20 protein-coding genes are annotated in these 20,146 nt (G+C 72.6%); 9 read left to right on the plus strand and 11 right to left on the minus strand.

Going from position 1 to position 20,146, the window contains the following annotated elements:
* The first annotated feature begins 63 nt into the window (after positions 1 to 63).
* The 5 genes from CFP66_RS34080 (at position 64) to CFP66_RS34100 (ending at position 3,448) form a co-directional block, all read left to right on the plus strand.
* Positions 64 to 897 (plus strand): ABC transporter permease, encoded by an 834-nt coding sequence (locus tag CFP66_RS34080; protein ID WP_094929525.1) that lies wholly within the window; start codon positions 64 to 66, stop codon positions 895 to 897.
* Positions 897 to 1,751, plus strand: coding sequence for an ABC transporter permease (locus CFP66_RS34085; RefSeq protein WP_094929452.1), 855 nt, complete (start codon positions 897 to 899; stop codon positions 1,749 to 1,751). Before CFP66_RS34080 ends, CFP66_RS34085 begins: the two co-directional genes overlap by 1 nt.
* A gap of 71 nt (positions 1,752 to 1,822) precedes the next feature.
* Positions 1,823 to 2,041 carry an antitoxin gene (locus tag CFP66_RS50175; RefSeq protein WP_094929453.1) on the plus strand — a complete coding sequence of 73 codons (219 nt, stop codon included), beginning with the start codon at positions 1,823 to 1,825 and terminating at the stop codon, positions 2,039 to 2,041.
* Complete coding sequence (locus CFP66_RS34095; protein ID WP_255413912.1) at positions 2,038 to 2,448, plus strand: PIN domain nuclease; 411 nt, start codon at positions 2,038 to 2,040, stop codon at positions 2,446 to 2,448. Before CFP66_RS50175 ends, CFP66_RS34095 begins: the two co-directional genes overlap by 4 nt.
* Before the next feature lie 178 nt (positions 2,449 to 2,626).
* Complete coding sequence (locus CFP66_RS34100; RefSeq protein ID WP_094929455.1) at positions 2,627 to 3,448, plus strand: helix-turn-helix transcriptional regulator; 822 nt, start codon at positions 2,627 to 2,629, stop codon at positions 3,446 to 3,448.
* Here the strand turns inward: CFP66_RS34100 and CFP66_RS34105 are convergent.
* The 4 genes from CFP66_RS34105 to CFP66_RS34120 form a co-directional block, all read right to left on the minus strand.
* Complete coding sequence (locus tag CFP66_RS34105) at positions 3,425 to 4,585, minus strand: MFS transporter (RefSeq protein WP_094929456.1); 1,161 nt, start codon at positions 4,583 to 4,585, stop codon at positions 3,425 to 3,427. The genes CFP66_RS34100 and CFP66_RS34105 overlap by 24 nt on opposite strands.
* Before the next feature lie 290 nt (positions 4,586 to 4,875).
* Complete coding sequence (locus tag CFP66_RS34110; RefSeq protein WP_094929457.1) at positions 4,876 to 5,634, minus strand: helical backbone metal receptor; 759 nt, start codon at positions 5,632 to 5,634, stop codon at positions 4,876 to 4,878.
* Between the two features lie 32 nt (positions 5,635 to 5,666).
* Positions 5,667 to 5,972: a hypothetical protein gene (locus CFP66_RS34115; protein WP_094929458.1), complete on the minus strand. Its 306-nt coding sequence runs from the start codon at positions 5,970 to 5,972 to the stop codon at positions 5,667 to 5,669.
* Between the two features lie 91 nt (positions 5,973 to 6,063).
* Entirely contained in the window at positions 6,064 to 6,987 is a 924-nt protein-coding gene (locus tag CFP66_RS34120) for a LysR substrate-binding domain-containing protein (RefSeq protein WP_233159943.1), read from the minus strand.
* Positions 6,988 to 7,054: 67 nt separating this feature from the next.
* Between CFP66_RS34120 and CFP66_RS34125 the strand changes: the two genes are divergently transcribed.
* Positions 7,055 to 8,278: an MFS transporter gene (locus CFP66_RS34125; RefSeq protein ID WP_233159944.1), complete on the plus strand. Its 1,224-nt coding sequence runs from the start codon at positions 7,055 to 7,057 to the stop codon at positions 8,276 to 8,278.
* A gap of 84 nt (positions 8,279 to 8,362) precedes the next feature.
* Here the strand turns inward: CFP66_RS34125 and icmF are convergent, their stop codons facing one another.
* From icmF to CFP66_RS48685, 3 genes are all read right to left on the minus strand, one after another.
* On the minus strand, positions 8,363 to 11,563 hold the full coding sequence (gene icmF, locus CFP66_RS34130) for a fused isobutyryl-CoA mutase/GTPase IcmF (protein ID WP_094929460.1): 3,201 nt from the start codon (positions 11,561 to 11,563) through the stop codon (positions 8,363 to 8,365).
* A 102-nt stretch (positions 11,564 to 11,665) separates the two neighbouring features.
* A complete protein-coding gene (locus CFP66_RS34135; protein ID WP_198961854.1) occupies positions 11,666 to 12,313 on the minus strand; it encodes a phosphotransferase in 648 nt (215 codons plus the stop codon).
* Positions 12,310 to 12,519, minus strand: a complete 210-nt coding sequence (locus CFP66_RS48685) for a hypothetical protein (protein ID WP_198961859.1) — start codon at positions 12,517 to 12,519, stop codon at positions 12,310 to 12,312. The genes CFP66_RS34135 and CFP66_RS48685 overlap by 4 nt, the downstream gene beginning before the upstream one ends.
* Positions 12,520 to 12,658: 139 nt before the next feature.
* Between CFP66_RS48685 and CFP66_RS34140 the strand changes: the two genes are divergently transcribed.
* Positions 12,659 to 13,411 (plus strand): maleylpyruvate isomerase family mycothiol-dependent enzyme, encoded by a 753-nt coding sequence (locus CFP66_RS34140; RefSeq protein ID WP_094929462.1) that lies wholly within the window; start codon positions 12,659 to 12,661, stop codon positions 13,409 to 13,411.
* A 137-nt stretch (positions 13,412 to 13,548) separates the two neighbouring features.
* On the opposite strand, the gene CFP66_RS34145 is transcribed toward CFP66_RS34140, so the two are convergent.
* The 3 genes from CFP66_RS34145 to CFP66_RS34155 all read right to left on the minus strand — a co-directional run bounded on the left by CFP66_RS34145 (position 13,549) and on the right by CFP66_RS34155 (position 16,828).
* Positions 13,549 to 14,070, minus strand: coding sequence for a GNAT family N-acetyltransferase (locus CFP66_RS34145; protein ID WP_094929527.1), 522 nt, complete (start codon positions 14,068 to 14,070; stop codon positions 13,549 to 13,551).
* 29 nt (positions 14,071 to 14,099) lie between these two features.
* Positions 14,100 to 15,713, minus strand: coding sequence for an alkaline phosphatase D family protein (locus CFP66_RS34150; protein ID WP_094929463.1), 1,614 nt, complete (start codon positions 15,711 to 15,713; stop codon positions 14,100 to 14,102).
* 170 nt (positions 15,714 to 15,883) lie between these two features.
* The gene (locus CFP66_RS34155; protein ID WP_233159946.1) at positions 15,884 to 16,828 is read right to left on the minus strand and encodes an ROK family protein; all 945 of its coding nucleotides are present in this window, start codon (positions 16,826 to 16,828) and stop codon (positions 15,884 to 15,886) included.
* A 70-nt stretch (positions 16,829 to 16,898) separates the two neighbouring features.
* Between CFP66_RS34155 and CFP66_RS48135 the strand changes: the two genes are divergently transcribed.
* Positions 16,899 to 17,894, plus strand: coding sequence for a DoxX family protein (locus tag CFP66_RS48135; RefSeq protein WP_094929465.1), 996 nt, complete (start codon positions 16,899 to 16,901; stop codon positions 17,892 to 17,894).
* A gap of 49 nt (positions 17,895 to 17,943) precedes the next feature.
* Here the strand turns inward: CFP66_RS48135 and CFP66_RS34165 are convergent, their stop codons facing one another.
* Positions 17,944 to 18,306: a VOC family protein gene (locus tag CFP66_RS34165; protein ID WP_198961845.1), complete on the minus strand. Its 363-nt coding sequence runs from the start codon at positions 18,304 to 18,306 to the stop codon at positions 17,944 to 17,946.
* 426 nt (positions 18,307 to 18,732) lie between these two features.
* Between CFP66_RS34165 and CFP66_RS34170 the strand changes: the two genes are divergently transcribed.
* Entirely contained in the window at positions 18,733 to 19,602 is an 870-nt protein-coding gene (locus CFP66_RS34170; protein ID WP_094929466.1) for a hypothetical protein, read from the plus strand.
* The last annotated feature ends 544 nt before the right edge of the window (positions 19,603 to 20,146 follow it).

The raw sequence follows: 20,146 nt of genomic DNA on the forward strand, positions 1-20,146 counted from the left end.
ACCACCCTGGAGCGTCCGGCCCGCCAGGCGCCCGCGCTGCGCCACCGGCTGGCCGAGCGCGGGATGGACCGGCAGCTGCTGCTGCTCGCCCCGGGGCTGCTGTTCGTGGCGCTGCTGTTCCTCTACCCCTTCTTCTACGGGCTGCAGCTGTCGTTCGCGCCCGAGGAGGGCGGGCCGCTGGCCAGCTACGCGGCGTTCTTCAGCGACCCGTACCAGCGGAACACGATCTGGATCACCCTCGGGCTCTCGCTGCCGGCGGCCCTGCTCAACGTGCTGGCGTCGGTGCCGATCGCCTACCGGATGCGCGGCAACTTCCGCGGCAAGCGGCTGCTGACGATCGTGCTCGTCGTACCGATCACCCTCGGCACCGTGCTCACCGCGCAGGGCCTGCTGAACTTCCTCGGCCCGGCCGGCTGGTTCAACAAGATCCTGATGAGCTTCGGGGTGGCCGAGCCGGTGCAGCTCACCGGCAACTACTGGGGCGTGTTCTTCTCGCTGGTGATCACCGGGTTCCCGTTCGCGTTCCTGCTGATCCTGTCCTACCTCTCCGGCATCGACCCCACGCTCGAGCGGGCCGCGGCCACGCTCGGTGCCGACTGGAAGCAGCGGTTCCGCCACATCACGCTGCCGCTGCTCGCACCGGGCCTGGCCACCACGTTCTGCCTGGCCTTCGTGCTGGCGTTCAGCGTGTTCCCGTCCGCGGTGCTCGTCGGCAACCCGGCGGGGGACACGCGCGTGCTCGCGCTCGCGGCGTACCAGGCCGCCTACGAGCAGTACGACTACTCGCTCGCCTCGGCGATCGCGATGGTGATGGGCGTGGTGGAGCTGCTCGTCATCGCCGTGGTGCTGCTGTGGCGCTCGCGGCTCTACACCGGATCCACGGGGGGTAAGGGCTGATGGCCGTCCTGCAACCGGGCAAGCGCCGGATCGTCGCCAGCCCCAGCGCGTGGATCATCTGGGGCGCGGTCGCGTTCTTCCTGGTCAACCTGGCCGGCGTGGTCGGGTCGGTGCTGGTCAGTTCCTTCGGCACGCAGTGGTTCGGCACCTGGCTGCCCGAGGGTTTCACCACGAGCTGGTACGCCACGGCGTGGCAGGACTTCCAGCTGTTCGACGTCGTCAGCGTCACGCTGCAGATCTCGCTGCTGGTCGTCGTCATCTCGGTGCTGATCGGGGTGCCGGCCTCCTACGTGCTCGCGCGGCGCACGTTCCCCGGTAAGAACCTCGTCTACTTCATGTTCCTGCTGCCGATCCTGATGCCGCCGATCACCTACGGCATCCCGCTGGCCACCGTGCTCTACAAGTACGGCTTCGCGGGCAACATGTCCGGCGTCGTGCTGGCGAACCTGGTGCCGTCGGTGCCGTTCGTCATCCTGACCATGACCCCGTTCATCGAGCAGATCAACCCGAGCATCGAGTCGGCGGCGCGGATGTGCGGGGCCGGGATGCGGTCGCTGTTCCTGCGGGTGCTCGGCCCGCTTCTGGTGCCCGGCATCCTCGCCGCGTCGATCCTGGTGCTGGTGCGCACGGTCGGCATGTTCGAGCTGACGTTCCTCACCGCAGGCCCGGACTCGCAGACGCTCGTGGTGGCGCTGTACTACTCGATGTCGGCGGCCGGGATCCGCGCCCAGCAGTCGGTCGACGCGATGGCCGTGATCTACACGTCCACGATGCTCGTGCTGCTCGTGATCGCCCTGCGCTACGTCAACCCGACGCAGCTGGTCGCCCGGGTGAAGGAGAACCCGGAGCCCTGAAGACTACGTGACCGCTTCTCCTGGTGGGCGGCGATATCAGGAGCTATCCTCACGTCGGGAGGTGATGCCGGATGACCGACATCCTGATCCGGGACGTGTCGCCCGACGTCGTCGCCGCGCTCGACGCGATCGCGCGACGCCTGGGCCTCTCCCGCGCCGAGTACCTCAAGCGTCAGCTCGCCCAGGCGGCGCGCTCTGCGGAGCCGGTGGCACAGGAGGACCTGGAGTGGTTCGGCGACACGTTCGCCGACCTCGATGATCCCGGTCTCATGGGCAAGGCCTGGGAGTGAGTGCGTGGTTGGTCGACAAGTCGGCGCTGGTCCGGATGCGCGACAGTCCGGATTCACCGTCCTGGCGTGAGCGGATCGATCGTGGGCTCGTGCGGATCGCGACCGTCACCCGGCTCGAGGTCGGGTTCTCCGCGCGATCAGGACCGGACCTGCGGCAGGCACAGGAGCGGGCGCCGCTGGCTGTGATGCCCGTCGAGTACCTGACGCCCGCGGTTGAGGACCGGGCGGTCGAGGTCCAGCTGATGCTGGCCGACCGCGGTATGCATCGCGCGCCGTCGGTCCCCGATCTGGTGATCGCCGCGTCGGCCGAGCTCGCCGGGTTGATCGTCCTGCACGTCGACAAGGATTTCGAACTGATCGCCGGGGTCACGGGGCAGCCGACGGAGCGGCTGCGGCTGCCGTCGTGACGCGGGCCCCGCCGCCGCGAGTCGAGGTCTCGCAGTGCGCGTGTCGCGGCCTGTTCACTCCGTGCCGACCGGTACGGGCCGGGGTCAGGACAGGGCGAGCAGGTGCGGCGGGAGGGCGCTCACCCGTCGGGCGGGGCGCTCGGGGAATGCCGCACTGCGCACCGGCGCTGCACGACTCATGACGACGGTCCTGCCGGACGCGCCTGCGATCGAGGCACCACAGCCGCAGTGGGAGATGTCGAGGCTGTGGCACGTCACGCTCGCGGTGGGCGACGACGTCGCGGGCGTTCCCGCCTCGCTCTGGCTCCTGGTGCTCCGCGGCGCGGTCGCGCTCGAGACGCTGGACGGCACCCGTGCACTGCGGGGCGGTGACGCCGTCGTCGTCGACGGGGCCACCGCCCGCCGATTGACCGCGATCGACGAGTCCGAGATCGCCGTTGCCGACCTCCGCCTCTCCCTCCCGACGCGGCTGCTGCCCAGCCCGCTCGTCGTCCCGGGCTTCAGCGCCCGGCACCCCGGCGTGGCCGCATTGATCGACATGTGTCCGCTGCGGGACGCGTGCACGCCGTCGACGTTCGCTGCGAGCTACGGCGGACTCGTCGGCGCGGCGGTGGTCGCCTCCTGGCTGGAGGACACCGGGCGGCCCGACGGGCCGCCCGCCGGGGCGGACCCCGTCGTCGCCGAGGTCATGGCGGAGGTGATGCGCCGTCCCGGCGAGGCCTGGACGATCGAGGAGATGGCCGGGCTGGCGCACCTGTCGCGGTCGGCGCTCACCGAGCGCTTCCGGCGCGCGCTGGGCCGCAGCCCGAGCGAGGTGCTGCGCGACGTGCGGATGCAGGTGGCCCGCAAGTTGCTGCGCGACCGCGGCCGCACCGTCACCCAGATCGCGTTCGCCGTGGGCTACGGCTCGACCGCCGCCTTCAGCCGGGCGTTCTCGGCGCACCAGGGTGTCGCCCCGCAGGAGTGGCGGACGTCGTCACTCGCGCGGGACCCGCAGTAGCCCGAACCCGAGCGCCGCGACGGCCGCGACGCTCGCTCCGACGATCAGCGCCGGACCGACACCGCGCGCGTCGACGATCACGCCACCCATGCTCGCGCCGAGGGTGATCGCCACCTGGAACGCTGTGACCTGCAGCGACATCGCCGACTCCGCACGCTCGGGCTCCACGCGGGTCACCCACAGCTGCGTGGCCACCGGCACCATGTTGAACCCGAACCCCCACAGCACGACGCCCACCGCCAGCGCCGGGAGCGTCGTCGCCGTCGCGGTGAGGAACAGGCCCACGGCGATCAACACGGGGGCGAGCGCCGCCGCCGGCCGGAGCCAGCGCGCGAGCGCGCCGGCGGCGATGGTGCCCGCCATGCCGCCGATGCCCCACGCCAGCAGCAGCCAGGCCGTGCTCCCCGGGTCGACGCGCTCGATCGCGAGCCGGATGTAGGGGTACGCGGCGAAGTTGCCGAACGCGACGAGGACGATGCAGGCGACGCCCGCCACGAGGCGCCGGTTGCGGACCGCCCGACGCAGCATCGCGAGGCCGGCAGCCGGGTGGGCGGGAACCGGGGGCACGGTCGCGGCGACGGCGACGGCACTGAGCGCGCCGAGGGCGGCGGCACCCACGAACGCGGCTCGCCAGCCGAGCGCGTCGCTGACCAGCGAGGCGATCGGGAGCGCGACGACCGTCGCGACGCTGACGCCGAAGGCGAGGGCCGTCGAGACGAGCCGGTTGCGGCCGGGCACCGCGTGGGTGCCCACGCCGAACGCGAACGACCAGTAGCCGGCGATCGCGACCCCGAGCACGAGCCGGCCCGCGAGCAACAGCGCGAAGTGCGGTGCGATCGCCACCGCGAGGTTCGCGACGGTCCCGGCCGCGAGCAGGGCGACGAGCACCAGGCGCCGGTCGGCCCGGGGCAGCAGGACCGCGATGCTCGGCGCCGTGAGCGCGCCGGCGATGGCCGTCGCCGCGACGGCGAGGCCGGCCGTGCCCTCGCTGACGCCGAGATCGGCCGCCATCGCGGGCAGGACGCTCGCGGGGAGGAACTCGCTCGCCACGAGCAGGGCGATCCCGGTCGTGAGCGCGATGACGGGGGTCCATTCCCGGGAGGCCGTCCCGGACCGGGTGTCTTGTTCGATCGTCACCGTACGAGCATCGCCGGGTGTGCCGCCCAGGTGTTGATCGAACGTAGCGCGCGATTGACCGTACGTCCGCCGACCCGCCGCACTCACACACCGACTCCTGTGCTGCCACACCGACTGCAGTCGGTGTACGAGCGCAGAAGTCGGTGTGTAGGTGCTGGAGTCGGTGTGGGAGGCGGCAATCGGTGTGCAAGGGCCGTCGCGGCGGCCCTCGCCGGTCACACACCGATCGCGGTGCCGGCGCACCGACTGCAGTCGGTGTGTGGGTGCAGGAGTCGGTGTGTGGCTGGCGCCTACGGGGTCAGCGCGGCGGGGAGGGTGCGGGCTGCCTCCGTGAGGCTCGGGCCGTACCAGGTCAGCAGGCGGCCGCTGACCAGTGACGCGGGCGCGTCCGGGAACGCCTCCGGGCCGTCCTCGGCGGTGAAGAGGTAGGGCTCGTCGGGTAGCACCACGAGGTCGTGCGGCGGCAGTTCCGCCGGGTCGATGCGGGGGTAGCGCTCGTCGGCGTCGGCGAGGACGTTGTCGACCCCGAGCCGGTGCAGCACGGCTCCGGTGAACGTGTCGCGCCCCACCGCCATCCACGGCCTGCGCCAGATGGGCACGACCGCCCGGCGTCGCGCGGACGGCTCCGGGAGGGCCTGCCACGCCGCCTCGGCCTCGGCCAGCCACGGTGGGCGCTCGTGGCCGCACGCCGCGAGCATCCGGGCCAGCGAGCCGAACGCGCCCTCGACGGTGCGGATGTCGGTGACCCAGACGGCGAGCCCGGCGGCGCGCAGCGCGTCGAGATCGACGGCGCGGTTCTCCTCCTGGTTGGCCACGACGAGGTCGGGCGCCAGCGCCACGATGGCCTCGACGTCCGGGTTCTTCGTGCCGCGCACCCGCGTGACGTCCAGGTCCGCCGGGTGCGTGCACCAGTCGGTGGCCCCGACGAGCAGTCCCGGCGCCGTGGCGGCCACGGCCTCCGTGAGCGACGGGACGATCGAGACGACCCGGCTCACCCGCGGGGGGAGGGGGACGTCGCGACCGAGGTCGTCGCGGGCGGGAACGCGCACCGCTCAACCGTACTGCGGCCCCGCGGAGGCGTTCAGTACTCGCGCGCGAAGTAGCAGGCGCGGTCGGCCTTCGGCGCGCTCAGCCCGGCGTTCACCAGCAGCGGGAAGCACACCTGCTGCACCACGAACGAGTCGCTGGCGCCCTTGTTGCAGGCGTCCACGACCTTCGGGCCGATGAGGACGTGCTCGCGTCGCAGGTAGTCGACGCAGTGCAGCTCGTCGGCGGCGGCAGGCGCGGCGGTGGCGACCGGGATCGCCACCGCGGTCAGTGCGAGGACCGCTGCCGCGGCCGGCTTGCGGAGGCGACGGTGGATGGACGTGCCGGTGGTGTCAGCCATGCGACCACGGTCACACCGACGTGGTGGGCCCCGGAAGTGCCCGCCGTCACCGCCCGCGGTGGCGGTGTGCAGGGCGCGGGCATGACGGTTGTCAGCGCCGCCCCGCGGCGAGCAGCGCCGGCCCGGACCGGCGCAGGAAGTCGCGGAACACGTGCACGGCCGGGCCGACAGGGCGGTCGGCCACCCAGACCAGGCCGACCGTCCGGGCGGTGCGGGGCGCGGTGACGCGCAGCTCGACGACACCCGCGGCGGGGTGCGCGCTGGGGGCGAGCAGCGCGACGCCGAGCCCGGCCCCGATCAGCCCGCGCAGCGTCTCGCCGTCCTCGCCCTCGAACGCCATCCGCGGCACGAAGCCCGCCTCCCGGCACCAGGCCTCGGTGAGGCTGCGCAGCCCGAACCCGGGGCGGTAGCCGACGAACTGGGCGCCCGCCGCGGCGGCGAGCGGCAGCCCGTCGCGGTGCGCGGCCAGCGGGTGCTCGGCCGGGACGACGAGGCGCAGCTCCTGCTCGTACATCGGCGCGGTGACGAGCCCGGGGTCGGGCGGGAGCGGCGAGGTCACGCAGAGGTCGACCTCGCCGGCCCGCAGCCGCTCGAGGATCGCGTCGTTGCCGCCCTGTGCCAGGTCGAACCGGACGTCGGGGTGGGTCCGGCGGAACTCGCGCAGCAGCCGCGGCACCGCCTCCGCGCCGAACGTGTGGAGAAAGCCCAGCGCCACCCGGCCGCGTACGGCGTCGGCGTCGGTGACGATCTCGCGAGCCGCCGCGTCCAGCTCGGCCACCGCCCGCTCGGCGTGGCGCAGCAGCGTGCGGCCGGCACGGGTGAGCCGCACGCTCCGGCCCGCCCGCAGGAACAGGGGCACGCCGAGATCGTGTTCGAGGCGGGCGATGCCGCGGCTCAACGTGGACTGCGGCACGCCGATCGCGTCGGCCGCGTGCGTCATGTGCTCGGTGCGGGCGACGGCGGTGAACTGCCGGAGCCGCGGCGCGAGCGTCATGAGGAGATCCGACTCATCCACTTCTGCATTCTAGATGCAAACAAGATGCATTGGACGCATCGGACCGCCCCTCCTACCGTGGTGACCGATGACAGCGACCGCCCCGGCCCCGACCGGTCACGAGCGCGGCACCCCGGCCTACCGGCGGCTCGGCGCGGCGATGTGGTGCGCAGGCCTGGCGACGTTCGTGCTGGTCTACTGCGTGCAAGCGCTGCTGCCCACGCTGGCGGCCGAGTTCGACGTCTCGTCGTCCGCGGCGAGCCTGGCGCTCTCGGCCACGACCGGCACGCTGGCGCTGGCGATCATCCCGATGTCGGCGGTGGCCGAGTCGTGGGGTCGCACCCGCGTGATGACGATCGCGCTGGGGGCGTCCGCGGTGCTGGGCGTGCTGGCGCCGCTCGCGCCCACGTTCGGCACGCTCATCGGCATCCGGGCGCTGCAGGGCGTCGCGCTGGCGGCGCTGCCCGCGCTCGCGATGGCGCACGTCACGCGGGAGGTCGCGCCGCGCTGGCTCGGCGGCGCCGTCGGGCTGCTCATCGCGGGCAACACGATCGGTGGCCTGTCCGGTCGTCTCGTGGCCGGTGCCGTGGCCGACATGGCGGGCTGGCGGGTCGCGCTCGCCGTCATCGGCGGGTTGTCGCTGCTGTGCACCGTGGCATTCCGGCTTCTGCTGCCGCCCGCGCTCGCCCCGCCCGCGGCCCGGGTGCGGCTGCGCGAGCTCGGGCGCCCGCTGCGCGCCCAGCTGCGCGACCCCGGCCTGCGCTGCCTGTTCGGCATCTCGTTCCTGCTGATGGGCGCGTTCGTCACGATCTACAACTACCTGGGCTTCCGGCTCCTCGCGCCGCCGTTCGGCCTGCCCACCGCCGTGGTCGGGCTGGTGTTCCTCGGCTACCTCGCGGGCACGTGGGCCTCCACCGGGGCGGGCCGGCTCGGCGACCGCTGGGGCCGGCGCCACGTGCTCTGGGCCGCTGTCCTGCTCACCGTCGTCGGGGCCTGGATCACGGTGCCCGACGCCCTGCTCGCCGTCCTCGGCGGGCTGCTGGTCGTCACCATCGGGTTCTTCGCGGCGCACTCGCTCGCCAGCAGCTGGGTGGGCCGCCGGGCCTCGATGCTGCCCGACGGGTCACCGGGCATCGCGGCCTCGATCTACCTGTTCGCCTACTACCTGGGCAGCAGCGTGGGCGGCGCCGCCGGCGGGATCGCCTACGACGCGGCGGGCTGGCCCGCGGTGGTGGCCTACGTGACGACGCTACTGGCGTTCGCCCTGGCCCTCGCGCTGCTGCTCCGCCGAGTCCCGGCGCCCGCTCCGTAGGTTCAGGAAAGCCACATTCATGTCCTGCAGGTTCATGAATGTGGCTTTCCTGAACCTCCTGGGCCCGGCGCGGGCCTTCTCGTCTCACATGTTGCGGCGGTACGCCCCGCCCACCTCGAAGAACGCCTCCGTCAGTTGGCCCAACGAGCAGACCCGCGCCGCGCGCATCAGCTCGTCGAAGACGTTGCCCTCGCCCGTCGCGACGTCCTGCAGCCGCCGGATCGCCGCCTGCGCGTCACCGGTGTGGCGGCGCTGGAAGTCGGCGAGCCGGTCGAGCTGGCTCTGCTTCTCCTCCTCGGTGGCGCGGGCGAGCTCGATCTCCTCGGGCGCGGCCGTGGACGTGTCGCGGACGAACGTGTTGACGCCGACGATCGGCAGCGACCCGTCGTGCTTGCGGTGCTCGTAGAGCATCGACTCGTCCTGGATCCGCCCGCGCTGGTAGCCGGTCTCCATCGCGCCCAGCACGCCGCCGCGCTCGGAGATCCGGTCGAACTCGGCGAGCACCGCCTCCTCGACGAGGTCGGTGAGCTCCTCGACGACGAACGAGCCCTGCAGCGGGTTCTCGTTCATCGACAGGCCCCACTCCTTGCCGATGATCAGCTGGATCGCCATGGCCCGGCGCACGGACGCCTCGGTGGGTGTCGTGACGGCCTCGTCGAACGCGTTGGTGTGCAGGGAGTTCGCGTTGTCGTAGAGCGCGCACAGCGCCTGCAGCGTCGTCCTGATGTCGTTGAAGTCCATCTCCTGCGCGTGCAGCGAGCGGCCCGAGGTCTGCACGTGGTACTTCAGCTTCTGCGAGCGCTCGTTCGCGCCGTACTTCTCGCGCATCGCGACCGCCCAGATCCGCCGCGCGACCCGCCCGATCACGGAGTACTCGGCGTCCATGCCGTTGGAGAAGAAGAACGACAGGTTGGGCGCGAAGTCGTCGATGTCCATCCCGCGCGCCAGGTAGCTCTCCACGAAGGTGAACCCGTTGGCGAGGGTGAACGCGAGCTGGCTGATCGGGTTCGCCCCGGCCTCGGCGATGTGGTAGCCGGAGATCGAGACCGAGTAGAAGTTGCGCACCTGCTTCTCGATGAACCACTCCTGGATGTCGGCCATCATCCGCAAGGAGAACTCGGTGGAGAAGATGCAGGTGTTCTGGCCCTGGTCCTCCTTGAGGATGTCGGCCTGCACCGTGCCGCGCACGTTGTGCAGGGCGAACGCCGTGAGCTCCTCGAGTTCGGCCGCGTCGGGCTCGCGGCCCTCGTCGGAGCGGAACCTCGCGACCTGCTGGTCGATCGCCGTGTTCAGGTAGAACGCCAGGATCGTCGGTGCGGGCCCGTTGATCGTCATCGACACCGACGTGGTGGGCGAGGTCAGGTCGAACCCGGAGTAGAGCACCTCCATGTCGTCCAGCGTCGCGATGGAGACGCCCGACGTGCCGACCTTGCCGTAGACGTCGGGGCGGGTGTCGGGGTCGTGCCCGTAGAGCGTCACGGAGTCGAACGCCGTCGACAGCCGCTTGGCCGGCGCGTGCTCGGACAGGAGCTTGAAGCGGCGGTTCGTGCGGAACGCGTCGCCCTCGCCGGCGAACATCCGGCCCGGGTCCTCGCCCTCGCGCTTGAACGCGAACACGCCTGCCGTGAACGGGAACTTGCCGGGCAGGTTCTCGGCGCGCAGGAACCGCAGCAGCTCGGCGTCCTCGGTGAACCGCGGCAGCGCCACGCGCGGCACCTTGTTGCCCGACAGCGTCTCGCGGGTGAGCTGCGTGCGCAGCTCCTTGTCGCGGACCTTCACCACCATCTCGTCACCCGAGTACGCCTCGACCACCTCGGGCCACTCGTCCAGCAGGGCCGCGGAGCCCGCCGGCAGCTCCCGCTCCGCGCGCGACATGGCCTCGTCCACGGCGTCGCCGACGAGCTCGCGCGCCGTGCGCAGGTGCTGGCGCCGCCGCGCCGCGTCGACGTGGACGGCGGTGTCGGCGTGGTAGCCGCGCAGCGTCTCGGCGATCTCGGACAGGTAGCGCACCCGCTGCGGCGGGATGACCGCCGCGTGCTCGGTGGAGGTCTTGCGCTCCGGGCGGCGCAGCCGGCCCTCGCCGACCGCCAGCCCGTTGTCGGCCAGCAGGTCGCGCACGTGGTGGTAGAGCGCCGTGACGCCGTCGTCGTTGAAGGTGGCCGCGCTGGTGCCGAAGACCGGCATGTCCTCCCAGGACGCGCCGAACTCCTCGCGGTTGCGCACCAGCTGCCGACCGACGTCGCGGCGGGCGTCCTCGGCGCCGCGGCGCTCGAACTTGTTGATCGCCACGGCGTCGGCGAAGTCGAGCATGTCGATCTTCTCGAGCTGCGACGCGGCGCCGAACTCGGGCGTCATGACGTAGAGCGAGCGGTCGGCGAACGGCACGATCCCGGCGTCGCCCTGCCCGATGCCCGGCGTCTCGACGATCACGAGGTCGAACCCGGCGGCCTTGAGCACGCCGATGACGTCGCCCAGGTGCTGCGGCAGCCCGGTGTCGGCGTCGCGCGTGGCCATCGAGCGGAAGAAGACCTGGTCGCCCGACAGCGAGTTCATCCGGATCCGGTCGCCGAGCAGCGCCCCGCCACCGCGGCGGCGGGTCGGGTCGACGGCCAGCACGGCGATGCGGAGCTTGTCCTCCTGGTCGAGGCGGAAGCGTCGGACGAGTTCGTCGGTGAGGCTCGACTTGCCGGACCCGCCGGTGCCCGTGATGCCCAGCACCGGGACCGTCCGCTCCGGCGTGAGGTCGAGGCCCGCCGGCAACCGGCCCGCCTCGGCGAGGGTGAGCGTGCGGGCCAGGGTGGCCGGTTCGCCGGTGAGCAGGGCGTCGAACGAGGAGGGCGGCGTCGCGGCGAGGTCGACGTCGCACTCGCGGATCATCGTGTTGATCATCCCGGGCAGGCCGAGCTGCTGCCCGTCGTGCGGGGAGAAGATCCGGGAGACGCCGCGGGAGTGCAGCAGCTCGATCTCCCGCGGCACGATCACACCGCCGCCCCCGCCGTAGACCTTGATGTGCCCGGCGCCGCGCTCGCGCAGCAGCTCCACGAGGTAGGAGAAGTACTCGACGTGCCCGCCCTGGTAGGAGCTGATCGCGACGCCCTGCGCGTCCTCCTGGATCGCGGCGGCCACCACCTCGTCCACCGAGCGGTTGTGGCCCAGGTGTACGACCTCGGCCCCCTGGCGCTGCAGGATGCGCCGCATGATGTTGATGGCCGCGTCGTGGCCGTCGAACAGGCTGGCGGCGGTCACGAAGCGCACCGGGTGCTCCGGTACGTGCAGCTCTGCCATGACGTCGTCCTCTCGCCCGGGTACCCAATTTAGTTTGGCTTCCGAGTATCGGACGTGCAAGTACAACGGCGCGTGACGCGTGCGACTGCACACGGAGCGTGATCAGGACGGGAGCGCGGTGACGCGGGCCGCGGCGGCGTCGAGCAGCCCCAGCTCCGCGGGGGTCATCGTGGGGTCGGCCCCGCGCCGGGCGACGGCCCGCTCCAGCATCCGCAGCGGCCGCCCGCCCGCGGCCGGGAGGAACGCCGCGAGCATCGCCTCCGCCACGGTGGCGAACGCGTGCGCAGGATTGACGGCGACCTGGGCGAGGATCACCGCGGAGAGCGCCACATCGAGGTCGGCCGGCCCGTCGGCCGCGTTGGTCCAGTCGATCAGCACCGGCCCGCGGTCGGTGAGCACGACGTTCTCGGGGTGCAGGTCGAGGTGCAGCACCCGCTCGTCCGGGTGCCCCGAGCGCGCGGGGAGCGCGTGCAGGCGGGTGTGCAGGTCGGCGAGCACGCGGCCCGCCTCGGCGGCGTCGTGCCCGTGCGCGGACACGGCCTCGCGCAGGATCGGCCCGTCCAGCCGCTCCATCACGAGGTCGGGGCCGGTCGCGCTGTGGACCGCGGGTGCGGGGAAGCCGAGGGCGTGGACGTACGCCATCGTCGCCGCTTCCCGGGTGACGTCCCCGCCGTCGCGGTAGCGCCGCAGCACCCGGCGTCCGTCGAGCGCGTAGACGTCGGCCGTCCGGCCGGACCCGAGGAGGTTCAGGCGGCGCGTCCGACCGGGGGCATCTCCACCGTGGGCATCTCCACCGTCGGGTGGTCGTCGAACGCCCTGGGAGGACCGGGACGGGGGCGGCGCAGCCTGCGCGTCACCACGGGGAGGACGAATCCGAGTGTCACGAGCATCACGCCGGAGGCCGCGATGCCCACTGCCGCGGCGTCCGGAGCGACCATGACCAGCACGAATGCCACCCCGGGCCACCACAGGAGGGCGCGGACCGGGGCCGGGACGGACCATTCCCGTTTGTCAGGCGCCATATGCGTTTTCTACCCGGTCCGATCTACGGCCATGCGGCCACCCCCGATCACCCGAAGGGGCTAGCGTCACGCTATGGACGTCTTCGACGCGCTCGTCGAGCAGAACCACCAGCTGGGTGAGGTCCTGCGGGCGGCGGATCCCGCGACCCCCGTCCCGACCTGCCCCGGATGGACCCTGCGGAAGCTCCTCACCCACGTGGGGCGCGAGGACCGGTGGGCGGCGATGATCGTCCGGGAGCGGGCGGACGCCCGGGTCGACGTGCGGTCGGTTCCCGACGGGAAGCCGCCTGCGGAGATCGACGCTGCTGTGACGTGGCTCACCGATGGCGCGGCGCTGCTGCTCGAGACGGTCGCCACCACCGGGCCCGACGTCCCCGTCTGGACGTTCACCGGTCCGAAGCCCGCGTCCTGGTGGGTGCGGCGGCGGCTGCACGAGGCGGTGGTGCACCGGGCCGACGCCGCGATCGCGCTGGACGAGCCCTACGAGGTCGACGCCGCGCTTGCCGCTGACGGCCTGTCGGAGTGGCTGGACCTGCTGGCCGCCCGCTCGACGCCGGACGGCGGCGCCGCGCTCCCCGACGGCGCCACGGTGCACCTGCACACCACCGACGACGGGCTCGGCGCGGCCGGTGAGTGGCTGGTGCGCGGCGAGGCCGGCCGCGTCGTCTGGGAGCACGGGCACGGGAAGGGGGCTGCGGCGGTGCGGGGGAGTGCTGCGGCGCTCCTGCAGGCGGTGCTGCGGCGCATCCCGGCCGACGACCCGCGCATCGAGGTGCTCGGCGACGACGGTGTGTGGCGCACGTGGCTGGAACGCACGCCCTTCTGATCCCGCGGTGTGCCCGACGGCGGTGATCCGCGGCCGGCCCGTCCGCGAGACGTGCGTGAGCGCGGCCGCGAGGGCTCTGACGTGCGACTCGCACCCTGCACCGTGATCAGAGCCGGTGGGCGCAGGTGGTCGACGCGCTACCGGAGGTCGTCGCTCACCAGGTCCATCAGCAGGCAGTCGTGCCACGCGCCGTCGGTCGACCGTTCGTAGCGGCGCAGGATGCCGACCGGCTCGAACCCGGCGCGGGTGCAGCTGCGGATCGCCCGCTCGTTGTGCGCCGCCGGGTCGATGGTGACGCGGTGGTGGCCGCGGGCGGTGAACAGGTACCGGGCCATCGCCCGCAGCGCGTCGCAGCCCAGGCCCTGCCCCTGGGCGTCGGGGTGCAGCGCGAGGTCGAGCGCGGCGTGGCGGTGGTCGGGGTCGGTCTCCTCGCGGTAGATGATCAGCCCGACGACCTCGCCGGCCAGCTCGATGGCGTAGCCGTGCGGGCCGAGCAGCTCGCGGCGCACGCGTTCGAGGTCGTAGCCGCCCCACCAGGGCGCGATCTGGGGGTGGCGCAGGACCTCGAGGAACTCCGGCACGTGGGCCGATGTGGTGGGCCGCAGCACGACGGTCTGGCCCGCGATCGCGAACGGTGGCTCGATGGTGGTGGCAGTCATGGCCGTCATCCCTCGTGTCATCCCGAGTGTTATCCGGTGAGATCGAGTCGGGCCCGCTCCACGAGCGCCGCCGACGAGCGCGGCTGCTCGAACACCACCTCGGCACGCCGGCCCGTGACGTCGAGGGTGGCGATGGTGTTGCCGAACACCGGGCCCTTCAGCCGCTCCCAGGACAGCGGCTTGGGCGGGGCCCCCACGCGCAGCGACCACCGTTCGGCGAGCCGGCGGGCGATGCGCGACCAGCCCAGCCGGAAGCCGGGCTGGACGAACCAGTGGATCCGGTTGTGCACGGGGGAGCAGGTGAGCTGGTGCACCTTGGCCGGTGGGTCGCCGGGCAGGTCGGCCCGGGCCACGTAGCTGTGGTGCACGTCGCCGGAGAGCACGCTGACGGTGGCGACCCCGCTCTCGGCGGCCCGCCCGATCATCGCGGTGAGGCGGTCGAACGACGCGCGGAACGCCGCCCAGTGCTCCAGGTCAGCGGCCTGCCGGAGGCTCTCCCCGAGCCGGCCGCGCCAGCCGGGCCGCGCCGCGGCGATCTCGTTGACCGTCTCGAGGTCTCCGATGGCGTGCGGCAGCAGCCACGGGATCGAGGTGCCGATCAGGAGGTGGTCGACGGGGCCGGGCGCGGTGGCCTGCTCCTCGATCCAGGAGAACTCCGAATCGCCCAGCATGAGGTGCCGGCCGTCCTCGAGGATGCGCCCGTTCCGCGAGTCGATCATGATGAGGCGGCTGGTGCCGAGGTCCCAGCGGTAGCTGAACCGCACGCCCTTCGCGCCGTCGGTCTCGGCGTCGGCGCGGTCGGCGAGCTCGACGAGCAGCGGCCAGGTGTCCCCGTCGTGGTCGAGGATCTTGCGGTAGTCGGCGTCGGAGGCCAGGTGCTCGGGCGCCAGGTTCCCGATGTGCTGGTACACCCAGTACGAGGCGAGCGCCGAGCGGATCCGCTCGCGCCACCACGGCGTGCTCTGCATCTCGTGCCGCCACGCGGCGGAGGTGTTCCAGTCGTCGCGCACGTCGTGGTCGTCGAAGATCATCGCGGTGGGCACCGTGGACATCAGCCAGCGGATCTCCGGATCGCTCCAGGAATCGCAGTACAGCCCGACGTACTCGTCGAAGCCGACGATCTCGTCGTCCGGCCAGTCCGGGTGCCGGTCGCCCCGACCGGCGATCCGGCGGCGGTTCCGCGGCGTGAGCTCGTCGGCGTACACTTGGTCGCCGAGCAGCAGCAGGGCGTCGGGCCACTCGTCGTGCGGCAGGGTGGCCATGCGCGCCGCGTACGCGTCGAGCGCGTCGATCCCGAGCTGCGCCGTCAGCTTCGGGTCGGCCACCTTCGAGTAGCGGCAGGAGCCGAAGATGATCCGCTGCCGCTCTTCGGGGGCCCGCCGGCGCGTGGAGATGACGCTGGGCGGGAACGGGTACGAGGGCGGCGGCCAGACCCGCTCGCCGTCGATCTCCACCTCGTAGGGCACCCGGCTGCCCGGCTCCAGACCGGTGACCGGGACGAGCGCGTAGTGGTGCCCGGCCACCTCGAACGTGCGCGCGCTGCACCCGAGCACCGAGACGGTGGCCGCGTGCGCGGTCTGGACCCAGACCGAGGCGGTCGTCTCGCCGACGTGGCGCAGGACCGGGCCGAGAGCGAGGGACACCTCACCACCCTAGTGAGTGATGGCGCCGCGCGAGTGGCCCCGGCGGATCGGGGAGGGGCGATCGCGACACACGTGCGCCGACCGCCCGACTCGCGAGCAAATCGGGAGCTCGCCCCGCACCTGCGCGAGTCGGGGTCCCGGGGGACGTGTCGCTCGCCGAGGCGCCGGTGTCAGGCGTGGTCGAGGGCGAGGAGGGCCGCGCCGATCTTGCCGGCGTCGCCGCCGAACGTCGCCGGGACCACCGGCGGGATGCCGCGCGCGGTCGGTGCGTAGGCGTACTCCCGGGCGGCGACGCGGGCGGGCGCGAGCAGCAGCTCGCCGGTCTCCACGAGCCCTCCGCCGACGACCACGGCGTCGACCTCGAAGATGTTGGCCAGCGAGGCGATGCCGACCCCGAGCCAGCGCCCGAGCCGCGCGAAGACGGCCTTCGCCGTCTCGTCGCCCTGCTGCACCGCCGTGACGACCGTGTGCCCGCTGACCTCACCGTCCTGGGCGCCGAGCCGGGCGATCAGCCCGTCCGGGTCGTCGTCGGCCGCTTCGCGACCCATGCGCGTCAGCGCGGTGCCCGACGCGTAGGCCTCGAAGCAGCCGTGGTTGCCGCAGCCGCAGCGCGGGCCGTCCGGGTTGAGGATGATGTGGCCCAGCTCGGAGGCGAGCCCGGTGGGGCCGCGGTAGATGTTGCCGTCCATCACGAGCCCGCCGCCGATCCCGGTGCCCACGGTGATCAGCACCATGTTCGGGTAGGGCTCGCCGAGGCGGGCTTCGGCCAGGGCGGCCACGTTGGCGTCGTTGTCAACCGTGACGGGCAGCTCGGTGACCTTCTCCAGCTGCTCGCGCACCGGCCAGTCCCGGTAGGAGTTGTTCGGCGCCCACAGCATCTTGCCGCCCGGCCACTCGACGATGCCTGCGGCGCCCACCCCGATCGTGACGACGTCGTGCTCGGCACGCAGCCGCTCGATCATGGACACCAGCACCGCGGTGACCGGTTCCGCGTCGGAATCCTCCGGTGTCGGCTCGACGAGCTCGGCCACCACGGTGCCGCGCTCGTCGACCACGGCGCCCGCGATCTTGGTGCCGCCGATGTCGAGCCCGATGGCCAGCCTGGTGGTCGTCACACAGGCATGATGGCACCCCCGATTGATCGATACAGCGTTTGGTCGGCCGCGAGGTGGGAATGCGCACGACATGCTCCTTCGACGAGTCGCCCGACCGATGCTCGCGGCCCTGTTCATCCAGGGCGGCATCAACGCCATGAAAGCGCCCGAGGGCCACGCTGCCGCGGCGAAGCCGGTGTTCGACGCGATGGCACCTGCCGTCGACCGCGCGGTGGAGATGGCCCCGATAGGGCAGCGTCCCGACGACGAGATGCTGATCAAGATCGACGCGGGCGTCAAGATCGCGGCCGGCACCCTGCTGGCGTTCGGGAAGTACCCCCGCCTCGCCGCCACCGCGCTGGCCGCCACGCTCGTTCCGACCACGCTCGCAGGGCACCGGTTCTGGGAGGAGACCGACCCGCAGCGCAAGCAGGAGCAGCAGATCCACTTCATGAAGAACGTCGGCCTGCTCGGCGGCCTGCTGATCGCCGCGGCCGACACCGAGGGCAAGCCCTCGCTCGGCTGGCGCGGACGCAAGGCGGCCAAGCTGGCCGCGGCGGCCACGGCAGCCCAGGCCGGCGCGATCTCCGGCACGGCCTCGGACGTGACCGGCCGGGTCTCCGGCGCGGTGCACGACGTCGGGGGCAAGGTCACCGGCTCGGCGCACGACGCGGGGGGCGCCGCCGCCGGCCTCGCCGCGGGCCTCGCCGGGATCGCTCCCGCCGCCGCCTCCTCGCGGGCGTCGCGCCGCCGCGCGGACCTCTCGTCACGCGCGGGCGAGATCTCCGCCGACTGGTCCCGCCGCGCCGCCAAGGCCCAGCACAAGGCCGAGAAGCGCGCGGCCAAGCTGCAGCAGGCCACCGAGAAGCGTGGTGCCGAGATGCAGGCGCGGGCTGCGAAGCGCAGCGCGGAGCTGCAGAAGCACACCGCGAAGCGCCTGGAGAAGGCGGCGCCGCTGCGCGACCAGGCCGGCAAGCTCGGCCACGACGTCGCCGCCCGTGCCGCCGCCGTCAGCCACGAGGTGGCGCACCAGGCCGAGGGCCTGGCCAAAGACGCGCGCAAGCGCGCCCACGCGCTGAGCCACTGACCCCACGACACCCGGCCCGGCACCGCAACTGCGGTGCCGGGCCGGGGTGTCAGAGTTGCTGGGTGAGGTTGACCGCGTTGCCGTCCGGGTCCTTCAGGTGCACGACCCGCTGCCCCCACGGCATGTCCGTCGGCGGCCCCTCCACCCGCCCCGCGAGCGCCTCGACCCGCCCGAGCAGGCCGTCCACGTCCGCGACGTCCACGCTGATCAGCATCCGCTGCCCCGCGCCCGGCTCGACCCCGGTGTCGTTCACGAGCGCGAGGTCGGAGTCGCCGATCCGGAGACCGACGAAGAACGCCGGCCCGTCCTGCGGGAACCGCTCGGTCTCCTTCGCGTCGAGCAGCTCGGCGTAGAAGCGCAGCAGGCGTGGCAGGTCGGCCGTGATGATCATCGGCTGCACGGTGCTCGGCATGGATCTCCCTACGGTCGCGGGGCAGCGGACACCGCCCCTCCCGGTGGGTTGACCGGCGGCGACGGCAGAACTCATCGCGCGCCGTGCGCTCGGCTGCTTCCAGCGCAAGATCGCCGGTTGAGTGCACCTATTGCCAGTGGCACAGCGATGAGTGCACTCGAATGGCGATCATGCCGGTGCACCGCCGCGCTGCGCGCTCGACTCGTTCGTATGCCGCAACGCTGCCTCGCCGTACGGAGCAATGCGAGCGGAATCCCGAGTCGGCCCTCGTGGATCGGGTAGCCGAGCCTCGCCCGGCAGGCGCCCGGGAAACGAATCCCCCACCGAGATCACGCGGCGCGCTCGCCGCGGCATCACAGGTCGCGTGGTGCGGCCTCGTCGTCCGCGAGGCACCACCCGGGAGCGACTGAGAAGGAGTCACGTGTCGTGAGCGATCCAGCACCGATCAATGCCGTCGACATCACCGGCTACATCATCCTGGGCACGAAGAAGCTGAACATCCACGTCACCCTCGAGGACGTCACCCAAGAGGACGTCGACGCCGAACCCGGCGATCGGGACCACACCGACGGTGAGGCCGACGACCAGATCGGCGAGGACGAGTTCGACGACGAGGAGGATCTCGACGACGAGGACGGCGAGAACGACGGGCTCGACGAGGATGGTGACGAGACCGACGGCGAGCGCGACGAAGACGAAGACGAAGACGTCGCCGGGCCCGATGACGAGGCCGATGACGAGGCCGACGACGAGGCCGACGACGAGGCCGACGACGAGACAGACGACGAGACAGACGACGAGACAGACGACGAGACAGACGACGAGACAGACGACGAGACAGACGACGAGACAGACGACGAGGACGACTGGGACGACGCCGGGGACGCGGTCGATGACGACGCGGATGTGCGGGAAGGCGGCGACGGGGAAGGCGACGACAGGGAAGGCGACGAGGACGCCGGCGATGGGGACGAGGACGAGGACGACCGGGAGATCGCACGAGCCGATCTCCGGCACCTGCTCCGCCCGCGGCCCCGACGGCTCCCGGAGGCCGCGCGTGCGGAGAGCGGGGACCGGAAGGGCGGACCCTGCCCGCGCCGGGACGTCGACGGCCCGCGGTCGCGGCCTCGCCGGCAGACCCCCGGTTCGGCGGAGCGCGACGACCAGGCGCGGCCGGCCGACTCCTCGCATCCGCGCGCGGAGCAGGCGCGAGCCGGGCGACCGGCCAGGGGGGACAGCGGCGACCGCCCCCTACCGCGCAGCGGCCGGGGAGGGGAGGGGAGGCCGCGCCGCTAGAGGTGGGCGACGTTCGTTCTCTCGCCCGGGGCGTCCGTGGTGATCCTTGCAGCGGGTCTCTCGGGCGGCTGAGAAGCGCGCGTGGCTTGTGGTCCCCGCCGGAAGATCGCCCAGGGTCTCGGCGGCCAGGCTCCACGCTGGACGCACCGGCGGCCCGGTACGAGGGCTGCCCGCCGGCACGCCCGGCGAGGAGCTGGATCCGCCGATACCCCCGGCGAACTTCCGGCGGGAACCACCAGCGAGGGTGTGATCCCCGCAGGTGGAGTTCGTCGAGCATGCCCGCGCCCATACAGCGCGTGCTTGTGGGGGCCGAGGCTTACGGCACGATTTCGGCGCCCGACTGCGCCTCCAGTTCTGCGACTGCTGCGAAAGGATCGCCGTCAACGATTCGGCATTCGGAGCAGTGCTTACCGGCAGATTCGTGGAGCGGTTCCCCGAACCGGCGCAGCCGTCGCTGTCCTTGCGTGGCGGTCGGTTCCCGCGGGTAGTTCCGCCTGCACCCCCGTGAGCGGGAGTGCGGACGCGCAACGGTGCGGAGGTGCCG

This window comes from Pseudonocardia sp. MH-G8 (assembly GCF_002262885.1).
GTDB lineage: Bacteria > Actinomycetota > Actinomycetes > Mycobacteriales > Pseudonocardiaceae > Pseudonocardia.

What these genes read in the sequence shown, in the direction of transcription:
- CFP66_RS34080 (WP_094929525.1), top strand. Translation starts at nt 64, where the DNA reads ATGGACCGGCAGCTGCTGCTGCTCGCCCCGGGGCTGCTGTTCGTGGCG.
- CFP66_RS34085 (WP_094929452.1), top strand. Translation starts at nt 897, where the DNA reads ATGGCCGTCCTGCAACCGGGCAAGCGCCGGATCGTCGCCAGCCCCAGC.
- CFP66_RS50175 (WP_094929453.1), top strand. Translation starts at nt 1,823, where the DNA reads ATGACCGACATCCTGATCCGGGACGTGTCGCCCGACGTCGTCGCCGCG.
- CFP66_RS34100 (WP_094929455.1), top strand. Translation starts at nt 2,627, where the DNA reads ATGACGACGGTCCTGCCGGACGCGCCTGCGATCGAGGCACCACAGCCG.
- CFP66_RS34115 (WP_094929458.1), bottom strand. Translation starts at nt 5,972, where the DNA reads ATGGCTGACACCACCGGCACGTCCATCCACCGTCGCCTCCGCAAGCCG.
- CFP66_RS34125 (WP_233159944.1), top strand. Translation starts at nt 7,055, where the DNA reads ATGACAGCGACCGCCCCGGCCCCGACCGGTCACGAGCGCGGCACCCCG.
- icmF (WP_094929460.1), bottom strand. Translation starts at nt 11,563, where the DNA reads ATGGCAGAGCTGCACGTACCGGAGCACCCGGTGCGCTTCGTGACCGCC.
- CFP66_RS34140 (WP_094929462.1), top strand. Translation starts at nt 12,659, where the DNA reads ATGGACGTCTTCGACGCGCTCGTCGAGCAGAACCACCAGCTGGGTGAG.
- CFP66_RS34145 (WP_094929527.1), bottom strand. Translation starts at nt 14,070, where the DNA reads ATGACTGCCACCACCATCGAGCCACCGTTCGCGATCGCGGGCCAGACC.
- CFP66_RS48135 (WP_094929465.1), top strand. Translation starts at nt 16,899, where the DNA reads ATGCTCCTTCGACGAGTCGCCCGACCGATGCTCGCGGCCCTGTTCATC.
- CFP66_RS34165 (WP_198961845.1), bottom strand. Translation starts at nt 18,306, where the DNA reads ATGCCGAGCACCGTGCAGCCGATGATCATCACGGCCGACCTGCCACGC.